The sequence below is a fragment of the Marinomonas shanghaiensis genome (genome assembly GCF_003259175.1).
GTDB classification, from domain to species: domain Bacteria; phylum Pseudomonadota; class Gammaproteobacteria; order Pseudomonadales; family Marinomonadaceae; genus Marinomonas; species Marinomonas shanghaiensis.
Map to the genome: position 1 here is coordinate 1 of NZ_QGOK01000014.1, position 14,568 is coordinate 14,568.

At 43.0% G+C, this 14,568-nt stretch carries 14 protein-coding genes and 5 tRNA genes; 10 read left to right on the plus strand and 9 right to left on the minus strand.

From position 1 onward, the window contains the following. Window positions 1-534: 534 nt before the first annotated feature. The 5 genes from DKT73_RS11945 (at window position 535) to DKT73_RS11965 (ending at window position 4,409) form a co-directional block, all read left to right on the plus strand. Window positions 535-744, plus strand: a complete 210-nt coding sequence (locus DKT73_RS11945) for a cold-shock protein (RefSeq protein ID WP_024024079.1) — start codon at window positions 535-537, stop codon at window positions 742-744. A gap of 140 nt (window positions 745-884) precedes the next feature. Then, window positions 885-1,430: a DUF2058 domain-containing protein gene (locus DKT73_RS11950; RefSeq protein ID WP_111638792.1), complete on the plus strand. Its 546-nt coding sequence runs from the start codon at window positions 885-887 to the stop codon at window positions 1,428-1,430. Between the two features lie 403 nt (window positions 1,431-1,833). Continuing rightward, window positions 1,834-2,775, plus strand: coding sequence for a porin (locus DKT73_RS11955; protein ID WP_111638793.1), 942 nt, complete (start codon window positions 1,834-1,836; stop codon window positions 2,773-2,775). Window positions 2,776-3,033: 258 nt separating this feature from the next. Then, window positions 3,034-3,672, plus strand: coding sequence for a cupin domain-containing protein (locus DKT73_RS11960; protein ID WP_111638794.1), 639 nt, complete (start codon window positions 3,034-3,036; stop codon window positions 3,670-3,672). A gap of 29 nt (window positions 3,673-3,701) precedes the next feature. Then, a complete protein-coding gene (locus DKT73_RS11965; RefSeq protein WP_111638795.1) occupies window positions 3,702-4,409 on the plus strand; it encodes a fumarylacetoacetate hydrolase family protein in 708 nt (235 codons plus the stop codon). Here DKT73_RS11965 and DKT73_RS11970 read toward each other — a convergent pair. Together DKT73_RS11970 and DKT73_RS11975 are read right to left on the minus strand one after the other, a co-directional pair. Further along, entirely contained in the window at window positions 4,399-4,857 is a 459-nt protein-coding gene (locus DKT73_RS11970) for a DTW domain-containing protein (RefSeq protein WP_111638796.1), read from the minus strand. The genes DKT73_RS11965 and DKT73_RS11970 overlap by 11 nt on opposite strands. A gap of 230 nt (window positions 4,858-5,087) precedes the next feature. After that, entirely contained in the window at window positions 5,088-6,299 is a 1,212-nt protein-coding gene (locus DKT73_RS11975) for an ammonium transporter (RefSeq protein ID WP_111638797.1), read from the minus strand. A gap of 439 nt (window positions 6,300-6,738) precedes the next feature. On the opposite strand from DKT73_RS11975, the gene DKT73_RS11980 reads away from it, so the two are divergent. Together DKT73_RS11980 and DKT73_RS11985 are read left to right on the plus strand one after the other, a co-directional pair. Next, the gene (locus DKT73_RS11980) at window positions 6,739-6,951 is read left to right on the plus strand and encodes a cold-shock protein (RefSeq protein WP_111638798.1); all 213 of its coding nucleotides are present in this window, start codon (window positions 6,739-6,741) and stop codon (window positions 6,949-6,951) included. Between the two features lie 118 nt (window positions 6,952-7,069). Next, window positions 7,070-7,720, plus strand: a complete 651-nt coding sequence (locus DKT73_RS11985; RefSeq protein ID WP_232827865.1) for a glutathione S-transferase — start codon at window positions 7,070-7,072, stop codon at window positions 7,718-7,720. A gap of 13 nt (window positions 7,721-7,733) precedes the next feature. On the opposite strand, the gene DKT73_RS11990 is transcribed toward DKT73_RS11985, so the two are convergent. Continuing rightward, window positions 7,734-8,576: an outer membrane protein assembly factor BamD gene (locus tag DKT73_RS11990; RefSeq protein ID WP_111638800.1), complete on the minus strand. Its 843-nt coding sequence runs from the start codon at window positions 8,574-8,576 to the stop codon at window positions 7,734-7,736. Between the two features lie 160 nt (window positions 8,577-8,736). Here DKT73_RS11990 and rluD point away from each other — a divergent pair, with 160 nt between their 5' ends. The 3 genes from rluD to clpB all read left to right on the plus strand — a co-directional run bounded on the left by rluD (window position 8,737) and on the right by clpB (window position 13,247). Next, on the plus strand, window positions 8,737-9,720 hold the full coding sequence (gene rluD, locus DKT73_RS11995; protein ID WP_111638801.1) for a 23S rRNA pseudouridine(1911/1915/1917) synthase RluD: 984 nt from the start codon (window positions 8,737-8,739) through the stop codon (window positions 9,718-9,720). Between the two features lie 82 nt (window positions 9,721-9,802). Continuing rightward, window positions 9,803-10,546, plus strand: a complete 744-nt coding sequence (gene pgeF, locus DKT73_RS12000) for a peptidoglycan editing factor PgeF (RefSeq protein ID WP_111638802.1) — start codon at window positions 9,803-9,805, stop codon at window positions 10,544-10,546. A gap of 118 nt (window positions 10,547-10,664) precedes the next feature. Beyond that, a complete protein-coding gene (gene clpB, locus DKT73_RS12005) occupies window positions 10,665-13,247 on the plus strand; it encodes an ATP-dependent chaperone ClpB (protein WP_111638803.1) in 2,583 nt (860 codons plus the stop codon). A gap of 94 nt (window positions 13,248-13,341) precedes the next feature. Here the strand turns inward: clpB and DKT73_RS12010 are convergent, their stop codons facing one another. From DKT73_RS12010 to DKT73_RS12035, 6 genes are all read right to left on the minus strand, one after another. After that, window positions 13,342-13,947, minus strand: a complete 606-nt coding sequence (locus DKT73_RS12010; RefSeq protein WP_111638804.1) for a TIGR04219 family outer membrane beta-barrel protein — start codon at window positions 13,945-13,947, stop codon at window positions 13,342-13,344. A gap of 119 nt (window positions 13,948-14,066) precedes the next feature. Beyond that, window positions 14,067-14,141: transfer RNA gene (locus DKT73_RS12015), tRNA-Gln, on the minus strand. A 13-nt stretch (window positions 14,142-14,154) separates the two neighbouring features. Then, window positions 14,155-14,231, minus strand: a tRNA-Met gene (locus DKT73_RS12020). A 36-nt stretch (window positions 14,232-14,267) separates the two neighbouring features. Next, window positions 14,268-14,342 (minus strand) — tRNA-Gln (locus DKT73_RS12025). 13 nt (window positions 14,343-14,355) lie between these two features. Next, window positions 14,356-14,432 (minus strand) — tRNA-Met (locus DKT73_RS12030). Window positions 14,433-14,442: 10 nt separating this feature from the next. Next, a tRNA-Gln gene (locus DKT73_RS12035) sits at window positions 14,443-14,517 on the minus strand. Between the last annotated feature and the right edge of the window lie 51 nt (window positions 14,518-14,568).

Below are 14,568 nucleotides of genomic sequence, written 5' to 3' on the forward strand. Positions count from 1 at the left end.
GGTTTTTGTAGGTCGCAGCTTTAGCGCGTCAGAGGGTTGCAAAGGCTTAATGCTCTTTGACGGCCTAAAGGCCGACCTACAGTTTGGTTCAGGTTCAGTAGGTCTTGGCTTGTGTCCCTTTCACACGTTCAACACCTAATACTAAGATCAGCAATGCAGTCGATTGCCTTTTATTTAGGTGCTTCTTTAGAGGTTGTTGTAAGAAGTTAGATATTAAGTAATATTTATTTTTCATCGTTTTATGATGATAAAGCTATAAAATACAATGAGATAGATGTTTCTCCTGGGAAATAACTGTTTTTAAAGTGCGGTTTTATTAAAAATTGTTCAAAACTTGATTGACCCAGCGGCTCAAAGCGGACTACAATCAGTTTCGTTTAAAAGAGTTGGCAATATTTATGTCCAGAGTTGCGAATATTACGTCATGTATGTTCGGTCCTGTTAAGTCATAAGTAATACCGAGTTTTTTTAGCACTATAACGTAAGCGATTTACGCTTGCGTATAAATTAACTTAACCTACAGGATAAACAGACATGTCTGACGTAGTAACTGGTACAGTAAAATTTTTCAACGAAACTAAAGGTTTCGGTTTCATCACTCAGGATTCTGGTCCTGATGTTTTTGTTCATTTCTCTGCAATCAACACTTCTGGTTTCAAAACTTTGGCTGAAGGCCAAAAAGTTGAATTCCAAGTAGCTCAAGGCAAAAAAGGCCCAGAAGCTCAAAACGTTACACCTTTATAAGGTAACGTTGCTGAGGATATACTCAGCAGTGCGAATGCTAAAAAGCGACTTTTAAGTCGCTTTTTTTGTTTTTGTAGGCTGGGTTTTTAAATGCAATATTGATTTGAACGATTGATTTTATAAACGTGAGGTGACGTTTTATGGCTGTTAAGTCATTGCAAGAGCAGTTATTGGGTGTTGGGCTCGTTGATAAAAAGAAAGTGAAAAAATTAAAAGCTGAGACGCTTCAGCAAAAGCAAAAAATTAAAAAAGGGAAGATGGTTGCCACAGACGATAGTGAGCGGCAGGAAGCTTTAAAACAGCAAAGGTTGGAGAAGGCGGAGAAAGATCGGGCATTAAATTTAGAGCGCCAAAAGCTTGCCGATCATAAGGCTGTTCAGGGACAGATTAGGCAAATGATACAACAGAATCGTGTTCGTAAAGAAGATGGTGATATTGCCTACCATTTTACAGACAGTAAAAAAGTAAAGCAGATATATATTAGCCAAACCATGCATGACGATTTAAGTAGAGGCCGTTTGGCGATTGTTAAGCTGGATCAGCAGTACGAAATTGTGCCTGAGCCTGTGGCTGTCAAGATTAATGAGCGTGATGCTTCTTACGTACTTGTTTGTAATAATCGTGTTGAAAGTGTTGATGACGACCCCTATGCCGATTTCAAAATACCCGATGATTTGATGTGGTAACAGCATTTTTCTTCCTCTAAGAGGGTTTTTTAGCCCTCTTTGTCTTTATTTTTTCGCTTCTTATTCTTCTTAATTTTCTCTTAAAACGAGTTTGGCTTCCTTTATTGACGAAAAATTTTCGAATCAATGTGCCAGTGTGTTTTTGTGAGTGCACATTTTATCTGCGGACTTTTTATAAGTTATTGTTATTTATTGATTTTTTTATTTTCTTTGTTAAAAAAATGATAGTAAATCCTTTTTATATGTAATATTTCACAAAAAAAGCACGTATAGCGGATACTTAATGCAATTAGCTTGCATAAGGTTGTCTATTTCTGTGGAAAGTTTAGATTGTTTGACTGTTGCTTGCACATATCAAGCGCCTACAAGAAAAAGCGTACAAACATTTAAAAGGGAAACGAGAATGAAAAAATCGATTATTGCTATTGCTGTATCAAGTGCAGCTCTTGCGTCTGTCTCTGCTTATGCTGCTGAAGGCTCTACAGTAGATGTTTACGGTAACATCCAGTACGCATACGCTGATAAAGATGCTGGTGGTAACTTTGAAGATAATGGTTCTACTATTGGTTTGAAAGGCGAGACTAAAATCAATGATGATTTGACCGCTTTCTTCAAGTACGAAATTGAATTTGATGCTGATCAAAAAGAAGGTAGTTCAGGCGAGAACAAAGCTGACTTAGACCAAGCTTTTGTTGGTTTACAAGGTAACTTTGGTAAAGTGCAAATTGGTACTTTTGATACCAATTACAACAATGCTATTCAAGATGCTGTTGATCAGTATGAATACCTAGGCTTTACAAATGCAGCAAAAACGTCTGAAGGCGATACCATTGCTTATTTCTCACCTTCAGTAAATGGCTTTGAAGTGCAAGCAGCTGTGCAAGTGAAAGGTGAAGCTAGCGAAACCAACACTAATACAAACGCGAATGGTGACAAATCATCTTCTATGATGGTTGTTAAGTACTCTACTGGCATCGTGTCTGCTGCATTGGGTTACGATTCCCGCGCTAACACTGCTGATGCGGAAGCGACTACAGGCCTAGCTATCACAGTGACTCCTTTGGAAAACTTGTCTGTTACCGCAAAATACGAAACAACTGAAGATACTCAAGATATTCTTGGTTTAGCGGCTCGTTACGGTTACGGCGCTGGTGATGTGTACGCTTCTTACCAGAATGTTGATCCTGACGCTGCTGGCTCTGATGACTTCAACGAATACGCTGCTGGTGTGACTTACAGCCTTGCGTCAAATATCTACGTATTTGGTGAAGTTGGTAAGTTCGAAAATGCTACCAACAGCGATACTGACACTCAAACAGCGGTTGGTGTTTACTACGGTTTCTAAGATCTTCTTATAGACGATTTTATTTACTCTAAGGCTCCTACTGCTCAATAAGGTAGGAGCCTTACGTTAAGTACGATCATTCAAGGTTCCATATATCTCTCTTGTAGGCGGATTGTTGGAACATTTTTTAGCATCAGATGGCAACATCTGGTGCTTTTTTTTGCCTTGTGTTTATGCCGCAATGCATAAATGAATAACTTGATTGTTATTTGACCAAACCCTTACACTTATGTTTCATTTATTTCGTGGCGATTTACCATGCTTAATATGAACTTTGCTCAAACGGTGTTTATTGAAACAGATAGGGTTAATTGGGTGGCCAGTCCTATGTCTGGTGTTCATAGAAAGCCATTAGCCAGAGAAGAGGCAGAACGCGGACATGCGACTAGCATAGTTCGTTATGATCCAGGTTCGGTGTTTCGGCCTCATCCACACCCTTTAGGAGAAGAGATTCTTGTGTTACAAGGTGTTTTTTCCGACGAAAAAGGCGATTTCAAGGCGGGCAGTTATTTTAGGAACCCGCCTGGTAGTAGTCATGCGCCACACAGTGTTGATGGTTGTCTCTTGCTGGTGAAATTGCATCAGTTCCAAGTTTCTGATCTTAATCAAGTGTACATAAATACACCTGATATTTGGTTTTCTAAGGTTTCCGAAATATTGCCTCTTTATCAGTTTGGTGATGAGCGAGTGTGGCTTGTTCGTATTCAAAATGGTGAGGATATATTGGGTGAATTAGACTTATCTGACTCGGTTGAGTTATTTATGATATCGGGTCAGGCCTATTACGACGATGTGCTTATTTCTTCGGAAAGTTGGTTGCGAGAGCCTAAGTTTTCATTGAGTCATTGGCGTGTTGAGTCTGATTGTTTTATTTGGCTCAAATCAGGGCATTTTTAGTCTGTATCAAACTGTATATTGAGGTTTCTGTGAAGCATATTGTACCAGAGCAAAAGCGAGTATTTTTACCTATAGTGGGACATGAGGCGTTGTTTCCTGTGGGGCGTGTTTATTGTGTTGGTCGTAATTATGCGGAGCATGCTAAAGAGATGGGGGATGATCCTGAAAGAGATCCGCCGTTCTTTTTTATGAAAGACGCCTCTTGTGTCGTGCCGACCGCTTTTTCTGGCGTTACGCCTATTGCTTATCCCATGGCCAGTTCTCGGTTTGAGTATGAGGTTGAACTCGTTGTCGCTATTGGAAAAGGCGGACGCCATTTAACCATGCCACAGGCCAGTGAGGCGATTTTAGGGTATGCCGTTGGATTGGATATGACGCGACGGGATTTACAAGCTCAGGCAAAGCTGAAAGGGCGCCCGTGGGAAGTTGGGAAGTCTTTTGACGAGTCTGCTCCAATAAGTCCTATCGTTTTAAAAAGCGATTTGCTTTCTACTGATATTTCAAAGGCAGAAATTGGCTTGAAGGTAAACGGTGATATTAAGCAAATTAGCCACATTACTCATTTAACTTGGTCGATTGAAGAAGTGATCTGCAAATTATCAGAGGTCTTCGAATTGCGCCCAGGGGACTTAATTATGACAGGTACGCCCGAGAATGTGGGTGCTGTCATTGTGGGTGACACTATGCAAGCTTGGGTTGCAGGTTTAGGGGACATAACAATAAGTGTCACTGGTTAAACTCAGTAAATTTTTCTAATAGACTAGATGCTGCTGGGTGTTTGTATTCTGTTAATAGGTGAATGGCAACCTCAGCAGTGCATAGGCCTATGTTTTTTTGATTTCGCCGCTTTTTATATAAAGATTTTACGCCTTGAATTTCGTAGTGCGGAAATGTTTTTAAATAAGGCGATTGATTATATATTTTCTTAGCTTGCTGCCAGGTGCCATCAATAATAATAATGTTGTCGATGGCTGGTGTTAGGCTAATTAAAGATCTCTGTTGCTCACTTTCACACGGATATACTAGCAGGGTGTTGTTGGGCGAGAGGGCTAATATTGCCTCGCTTGGATTGACTCTTGACCACACGATAATGTCACTCTCGCTTTCGAGTACGTCTTTTACTATTTTTCCTGTTCCAGAGGGTTTTTTGAGTTCTTCGCTGTGTGTCAGTAGCCAAATCTTCATGTCTATTTTTGCTTCAGTTGAGTGAGTTAAGCGCCTGTCTGTATTGCACGCTTATTGATAGGGTATTGAATGAAATGTGTTTTAGAGGTGGTTGCTTTCATCTTGGCTTCTTGCCTCTAAGATGATGCATACGTTTCGGGATTATACCGTTCCCGAACAGAACTGGAAAATAAAAAAGCCCAACGCCACTTTTTTAGTATGGCATTAGGCTTTTATGAATGTCAGAGACGTTATTCTTTACCAATAGAGCCTATTTTATGGATGGCCAAATCCGCGCCGTTAAATTCGTCTTCCTCACTTAGTCTTAAACCACTCACTGCTTTTACGGCTCCGTATACAACGAAGCCACTCAGGGTGGCGACTAGAATGCCTCCAAGGCTGCCTATGAGCTGTGAGGCAAGACTGACCCCACCTAGCCCACCAAGGGCTTCGGAACCAAAGATGCCGGCGGCGATGCCTCCCCAGGCCCCACAGACACCATGCAATGGCCAAACACCGAGTACATCGTCGGTATGTTTGAATTTCTGTTGAATGATGGTAAATAGGATGGTGAAGATTGCTCCGGCAATGGCTCCTGTTGCCAAGGCGCCAATAGGGTGCATGATGTCAGAACCTGCGCAGATAGCGACCAAACCTGCTAATGGACCGTTATGGATAAAACCTGGATCGTTTTTTCCAAATAACATAGCCGCGATGATGCCTCCCACCATTGCCATTAAAGAGTTCACCGCGACTAGGCCGCTGATGCCCTCTAGGGTTTGAGCGGACATGACGTTAAAGCCAAACCAACCTATGCATAAGATCCAAGCACCTAGAGCTAAAAAAGGAATGTTTGACGGTGCAAAAGCAACAAGCTTGTCATTTCGAAAGCGTCCTTTACGAGTACCGAGTAGCAAAATGGCGGCTAAGGCGACCCAGCCGCCAAATGCATGCACTACCACTGATCCAGCAAAATCATGAAAAGGTGCGCCAAATTTTGTTTCGAGCCAGTCTTGGATACCAAAATTTCCATTCCATACAACCCCCTCAAAGAGTGGGTAGGCGATGCCTACAATAATCGCGGCAGAAACCAGCATGGGATAAAATTTGGCTCGCTCTGCAACGCCGCCGGAGATAATGGCGGGAATCGCAGCGGCAAAAGTCATTAAGAAGAAAAATTTTACCAAGCTGTAGCCATGTTCTTGGGACAATACGGCAGCGCTGTCAAAAAAATTGACCCCGTAAGCTATTTGATACCCGATAAAAAAATAGACAAGAGCGGAGACCGCGAAATCGGTCATGATTTTGACTAAGGCGTTAACTTGGTTTTTATGGCGGACGGTACCGACTTCTAGAAAAGCAAATCCAGCGTGCATGGCAAAAACCATGATGGCGCCGAGTAAGATAAAGAGGGTGTTTGAGCTAGATACTAGCATTTCTACTGCACTATTTGTGGGTGTCACGGATCGCTCCTAATGGTTTTTTTGCACCAAAGTGGTTTGTTTTGTTTGTTTTTTCGCCCTATTTTTGGGCTTTATTGTCTGTTTTATTTGCTTAAAATCCGTTTATTCTTTGGTTAAGCAATAAATGTTCCACTCTTGCTTTTTTTTGGTGCTTTATTTTGGTTTTGGTTTTTTATGCACTGTTATGGGGTGTTGAGGGGGCTTTTTGCTGTTTAAACATAAATCATCCTCTGTTGTGGTTAGTAGTAAAGAGTATTACTTTTTTTTAACAATACTTGTTTTTCATCTGCTTTCTATTTTATTGTCTAGGACATATTATATTTACAAGTATGTTATTGACGTTAATACAGATTAATATACTTAATATTACGTTCTTGCTTATTTAAGCTTGATTAAAAGACGGTTCATTAAGAACAACGAAAAATAATATGAGGTTGTTATGTCAGGTCAATTAGTATCGGGTATTGTTAAATGGTTTAATGACGAGAAAGGATTTGGGTTCATTGCGCGTGACGGTGGACCTGATGTTTTTGTTCATTTTCGTTCTATAAATGGTAATGGTCGTCGTACATTACAAGAAGGTCAGAAAGTGACATTTGAAGTGACTCAAGGTCAAAAGGGTCCTCAAGCGGAGAATGTTACACCAGTTTAGGTGACGTTTTGATTGACTAAAAAACCATGCGTTTAATAGCTTATGTTGTGTAAGGTGTTAATAGTAAGCATGGTTTTTTTATGTCTATTTTTTACAATAGGAGTGTGTTTTGTTACCAGTGTTGTACTCGTTTCGTCGCTGTCCCTATGCTATTAGAGCTCGGTATGTTGTTGCTTTGCTTGAGGTGTCTGTACATCTAAGAGAAGTGATTTTAAAGGCAAAACCGGATGCGCTTTTGTCGTTAGGAGGGCGATCTACTGTGCCTCAGCTCGTTGATATTGATGGCACGAGATACCCTGAGAGCATAGATATTGTTTTCTGGGCACTATTGAAATCCAGCCATAAGTACCAGTCGAAGCAGCTGTGGCCATCACAAACTCAGCGAAGAAATAATATGATGGCTTGGGTTACCTATAACGACCACTTTTTCAAATATTGGTTAGATCGTTATAAATATGCGGATAGGTACCCTGAGTTTTCGGAAATGTATTATCGTTCAAAAGGCGAAGTATTCTTGCAAAGACTGGAAAGTCGCTTAAAAACACAGCGTTTTTTGTTTGGCGAAAAGGAAACGTTGCCCGATGTTATGATTTTTCCATTTGTTCGTCAGTTTGCAGCCGTAAACCAAAATTGGTTTGATGATTCTCAGTATAATAATCTAAAAAGCTGGCTTGCTTACTTTGTGAGTTCGACACGCTTTCAATCCGTTGTTATGGCTAAGTATTCTGCTTGGGAAGCGGGGCAGGCAGAGGTGCCTTTCCCCGCATAGTGATGAGCAAGCTTTAATCTATTAGACCAAATGTTACCCAGTATAGGAAACCAGGGTCCGCATCGCTAGGTTGTTTCAGTGGGATGAATTGACCTTGCTTGTCGACATAGGAAGAGTTGGGGAAATTTTGCTTTAACACGGCAAAATTGGTTTCAGCTAGATCATTTTTTTGCAGATCATTATAAGACTGAACGCTGATGGCTAACGCCTCTTCTACCGATTGTGTGCTTGGGTAATTCTGAATGACCTCTTGGCTGCGGCGTAAGGCTGAGAGAGGCGCTTTTCTTTTTAAGTAATAGCGAGCCACTTGTAACTCGTGGCGAGCCACCATTTCGCGCAGATAGTACATACGTGCCTTTCCGTCTGCGGCGTAGGCACTGTTAGGAAAGCGAGCGGTAAAGTCCGCCAATTCGTTGAATGCCTTAGACAGTTCCTTGGAATCTCTTTCACTTGGGTCTAAGTTTAAGTAGCGAGACATAAGACTTTCAGCGCCCTTATACGTGGATAAGGCACGCATATAATACGCATAATCAACCGAGTCATGCTCAGGATGATTTTTGATGAAGCGTTCCGCCGTAGCGTGAGCAGCAATGAAGTCGCTTGCTTCCATTTGGGCATAAATGAGATCCAATTCTGCACGTGTGCTGAATTCGCCAAAGGGGTAGCGTGAATCTAAGTCTTTCAGATGTTTTATTGCGGTGGACGGTAGATTTTCCTTCAACGCCTGCTGCGCTTTATCATAATAAACGCGTTCAGGCAGGTCTGGCTCTTGTACCTGTTTGCTAGAACAGGCCACAATTAATAAAGAAAAACTAACTATTCCAGAGAATCGGAGCAACGAGTGATGAAATCCCATGTATAATCAAAACCTTGATATGGTAGTAGATTAGCCTCAATCGGCATTTTGTAGCGTTAAATTGCGAAAGATGATGAAGTGCAAGGCGCTACACGTTTTTTCACTTTCAGACTCTATGATAAATTTAATGAGCTGAAAACAACAGACTAAAGTACATTGTATGGCAGAGCGCATAGTAAAAGAAGCCCAAGTTCCTTTCGATTTGGGTGGTAATCGATTTGATCAGATCGCAACAGAGCTGTTTAGTGACTATTCTCGTTCACGAATCCAGAGCTGGATTAAAGAAGGTGCCTTAAAGGTTGACGGCAAAGTTACGAAACCAAAAGAAAAATTATTTGGTGGTGAGCAGGTATCACTAGACATAGTGATCGAAGCCCAAGAAGAGCATGAAGCGCAAGAAATGGCGCTAGACGTTGTTTATGAAGATGACGACATTATGATTATCAATAAGCCTGCGGGATTGGTAGTGCATCCCGCGGTGGGGAATCGTGATGGCACCTTGATGAACGCGATTCTTCATCATGCTCCTGAGACGGCTCACCTTCCTCGCGCTGGTATTGTGCATCGTTTAGATAAAGAAACCACCGGATTGATGGTTGTTGCTAAGACTTTGGCCGCGCAGACGGATCTGGTGATGCAGTTGCAAGAACGCAGTATGGGACGTGAGTACGAGGCCGTTTCGATTGGCGTTATGACAGGTGGTGGCGTGGTTGATCAACCAATTGGTCGTCATCCGCACAATCGTCAAAAACAAGCCGTAGAGCCCGTTAACGGTAAAGAGGCCGTTACCCATTATCGCTTGGTGGAGCGTTTTAAAAATCACACTCATATTCGTTTGAAGCTGGAAACGGGTCGCACCCATCAAATTCGTGTGCACATGGCATTTATTCAGTATCCATTGGTAGGTGATCCTCAATATGGTGGTCGTCTAAAAATGCCAAAGGCTTGTTCCCCAGAATTACAAGATGAGTTGAGACACTTTCGTCGCCAAGCTTTGCATGCTAAAAAGCTTGAGCTTGCTCATCCCATTACCGGGAAATGGATGGAATGGGAAATTGATTTACCCGATGATATGAAAAAACTGTTAGATGCATTGCGAAAAGATACAGTGGAATCTGGTAGTAACGATTCTGAGTATTTTTAAAAAGATACGACAATAAAAAGGCAGCTTCGGCTGCCTTTTTATTGAAACGATAATGCTTTAAAAAGCGATTTTGGAGATTTTAATGGTGTCTCATAGTGATTCTTTCATTTGTCCAAATTGGCCAGCGCCCCCTTCGGTGCGGGCTTATGTGTCGACTCGTTTGGGCGGCGTAAGTGGCGTTCCATTTAATGAGCTTAATCTCGGAGCTCATGTGGGTGACGACATGAATCATGTGACTGAAAATCGCCGTTTGTTTGCGGATGCGATTGGCATGCCGCCTTCTGTGCAATGGCTCAATCAAATCCACGGCACTGATGTGGTGTGCTTGCCTTGTCGTGATTTGCCTGGCAGTGGTGATGCGGCGGTGACAGAGCAGGAGGATCAGGTGTGTGCGGTTTTAACGGCCGATTGTCTGCCAGTCTTTTTTTGTGACAAAGCGGGTACAAAAGTAGCGGTTGCTCATGCTGGCTGGCGCGGTTTATGCGCGGGCATTTTAGAGTCAACCTTAGAGCAGTTCGATGAGCCAGAAAATGTCTTAGTGTGGTTAGGTCCAGCCATTGGCCCGAACGCATTTGAAGTGGGTGATGACGTACGTGAGGCATTTATTGCTGAGCAGCAAGAGGCGCAGTTGGCCTTTGTGGCGACAGAGAAGGGGAAATGGCTTGGGGATTTATATTTGTTAGCAAGACAACGACTCATGGTCAAAGGCGTGGTTGATATCTCTGGTGGTGAGTATTGTACCTTGACGGACAAAGACCGTTTTTATTCCTATCGCCGTGACGGAAAAACAGGGCGTATGGCGTCTGTTATTTGGTTGGAAGGTTAATAATCTGTGCTTTATTGACGGGTGTCAAAAAAATGACACTCCTCTATTGAAAAGTGATTAACCGCACTTATTAACTGGGAAGCGTCATTGTTTTATCTTTTTTGGTAAGGAGGTTCCCATGCGAATCGATCGTTTAACCAGTAAATTACAGCTTGCCCTTTCTGATGCGCAGTCAATCGCGCTTGGCCACGATCATTCTTATATCGAGTCTTTGCACTTGATGATGGCGTTGCTTGATCAGCAAGGTGGCAGTACTCGACCTATTTTGCAGCAAGCGGGGGTTCAGGTTGCTAAGTTTCGTGAGGGCTTAAATGATCTTTTGGCTAGATTGGCGACAGTAAAAGATCATGATGGCAATGTTCAAATGTCGCCAGAGTTGGGGCGTTTGTTAAACCTTGCCGATAAAGAAGCACAAAAGCGCAAAGACCAATATATTTCTTCTGAATTGGTTTTGATGGCGATGTTTGATGGCAAGGATGATTTAGCAAAAGCACTCAAAACCACAGGCGTAACAAAAAATGATATTGCTGCGGTGATTGATCAGGTGCGTGGTGGGGAATCCGTGAATGACCCAAATGCGGAGGAGAGCCGCCAAGCATTGGATAAATACACCGTTGATCTCACCGCAAGGGCGGCACAAGGTAAGCTGGATCCGGTGATCGGCAGGGACGACGAAATACGTCGCACGATTCAGGTTTTACAACGTCGCCGCAAGAATAACCCTGTTCTGATTGGCGAGCCTGGAGTGGGCAAAACAGCCATTGTGGAAGGTCTTGCTCAACGTATTATAAACGGTGAAGTGCCTGAAGGATTAAAGAATAAGCGTGTGTTATCGCTTGATATGGGCGCGTTGATTGCTGGCGCGAAGTATCGAGGCGAGTTTGAAGAGCGTCTTAAAGCCTTGTTAAATGAGCTGTCTAAACAGGAAGGGCAGATTATTTTATTCATTGATGAAATTCATACCATGGTTGGCGCGGGTAAATCCGAAGGTTCTATGGATGCGGGTAATATGCTCAAACCTGCCCTTGCGCGTGGTGAATTGCATTGTGTTGGGGCGACAACACTGAATGAGTACCGTCAATACATTGAGAAAGATGCCGCCCTAGAGCGACGCTTTCAAAAAGTGCTGGTGGAGGAGCCTAGCGTGCTCGATTCTGTTGCTATTTTGCGTGGTTTGAAGGAGCGCTACGAAGTTCATCACGGTGTCGATATTACCGATTCGGCCATTATTGCTGCCGCCAAGCTCTCTCAGCGCTACATTACCGACCGTCAATTACCAGACAAAGCGATCGATTTGATTGATGAAGCGGCCAGCCGTATTCGTATGGAGATGGACTCCAAGCCTGAAGATATGGATCGTCTAGAGCGTCGCTTGATTCAACTAAAAATTGAAAAAGAAGCGCTGAAGAAAGAAAAAGACAAGGCTTCCAAGCTCAGACTGGATGAATTGGACAGTGAAATTGACATGTTGCAGAAGCAGTTTTCGGATCTAGAAGAAATCTGGAATGCCGAAAAAGCTGCGGTTCAAGGTGCGCAAAAACTTAAAGAGGATTTAGAGTCGGTTCGTCATGAAATGGAAGAGGCGCGTCGTAATGGTAATTTAGCCAAAATGTCTGAATTGCAGTACGGTGTGATACCTATGCTTGAGACAGAGATAGAAAAGGCCAGTCAAGCCGAAGAAAATACCGCGACGCGTCTATTGAAGCGACGGGTTACCGAGGAAGAGATCGCAACCGTGGTTTCTCGATGGACTGGAATCCCTGTTGATAAGATGCTGGAGGGAGAGCGAGACAAGTTATTACGAATGGAAGAGGCGCTCCATGAATCGGTGATGGGACAGAATGAGGCAGTCTCAGCGGTCTCTAACGCGGTTCGTCGCTCTCGATCAGGGTTAGCTGACCCTAACAGACCAAACGGCTCTTTTCTTTTCCTAGGCCCTACTGGTGTGGGTAAAACCGAGCTTTGTAAGTCATTGGCTAAGTTTTTGTTTGATACCGAGCAAGCGATGGTGCGTATCGACATGTCTGAGTTTATGGAGAAGCACTCTGTTGCTCGTTTGATTGGGGCGCCACCGGGTTATGTTGGGTATGAGGAAGGGGGGTATTTGACGGAAGCCGTAAGACGTCGTCCTTACTCGGTATTGCTACTTGATGAGGTGGAAAAAGCGCATCCTGATGTGTTTAACATTCTTCTCCAAGTATTGGACGATGGTCGCTTAACGGATGGTCAGGGCCGCACGGTAGACTTTAAAAATACCGTTATTGTTATGACCTCTAATTTGGCTTCGGATTTGATCCAAGAGTATCAATCAGCGGATCAATATGAAGAAATTAAAGCCAAAGTGATGGAAGTGGTTGGTATGCATTTTCGACCAGAGTTTATTAACCGCATTGATGAAGCCGTTGTGTTCCATCCTTTGATGAAGTCTCAAATTAAAGGCATTGCGACGGTTCAACTTTCTCATTTGAATGAGCGATTGGCTGAAATGGGCATGTCTTTAGTACTAACGGATGCAGCGGCGGACCAATTGGTTGAGATAGGTTATGACCCTGTATATGGAGCTCGGCCATTAAAACGCGCGATACAGCGATGGATCGAAAACCCTTTAGCAAATGAATTGTTAGCAGGGCACTTTGTGACTGGAGATCGGATTGTGGCAGATGTCTTTAATGGTGAAATTACCTTCTCAAAAGTCAGTTAGTTTCCTAGGTTTTAGGTTCCTATAAGACAGAAAAGCCCGCTAAAGTAATTAGCGGGCTTTTCGTTTTTTGGAGATTCGCTTTTAAAATGGGTGCTTAGAAATCCACGAAAGCGCCAATGAACACACCTGTAAACTCTACATCAAAACTTGAGCTGTCGATGTCATCAATATCTTCACTGACCTTACGGTAGCCAGCTTCGATACCAGTGAAGTAAAATGGCTGATATTTTACTTTGAAAGTGGTGTCTGTGATGCTCGCATCGCTACCGCCACCACTTTTTAATTCACCGCCAACCGATAGGCTGGTGCCTGGAAACGTCACATAAGCTGATAGGTAGCCAAGTGGGTAAGAGTCGCTCACATCCACTGAACCAATAGAGCCATCGATACTGCGTAGTGTAAGACCAGCATCTAGATCTAACCATAAAAGGCCATCTAAGAATTCGTAGTAAAGCGTGTAGTCATTATAAGAAGTATCAATTTTAGTATTAGCACTACCAAACTTGCCTTCTAGATCTTGGTGCTGGATGCGAAAATTAGGAATAAGTGGAATAGGGTGTTCTAATGCAACACCGTAGTAAGTATTGAAATCTTCGCCATCGTTAGTGATGTAAGAGCCTGCTTCCGCAGTTAAACCAAGTACATCAGCGTGGGCAGCGCTTGCGAGCAAAGCAGTCGAAAGTAAAAGTGCTGATTTCATAATTAGCGTCCATATATCATCAAGTAAAGTAAATTTTGTCTGATTATAAGTTGAAGATGGACAAAAACCAATGAAATAAGGGGAATATGTGAAGTAATGTATAAGATATTTACATTAGATGGCTGGGGTAGCTGGATTCGAACCAACGCATGACGGGATCAAAACCCGTTGCCTTACCGCTTGGCGATACCCCAATATCTTGAATTGTGGTGGCTATGACTAGATTCGAACTAGTGACCCCATCATTATGAGTGATGTGCTCTAACCAACTGAGCTACATAGCCTAACAATTTATTAACGCAGAGTAGAACATATATCGATGGCTGGGGTAGCTGGATTCGAACCAACGCATGACGGGATCAAAACCCGTTGCCTTACCGCTTGGCGATACCCCAACATGTCGAATTATGGTGGCTATAACTAGATTCGAACTAGTGACCCCATCATTATGAGTGATGTGCTCTAACCAACTGAGCTATATAGCCGTTTGTCTGTTGGCTGGGGTAGCTGGATTCGAACCAACGCATGACGGGATCAAAACCCGTTGCCTTACCGCTTGGCGATACCCCAACAGACTAACAAAAAAACAGTTTACATAAAATGATCGACTGCCTCTGTGGC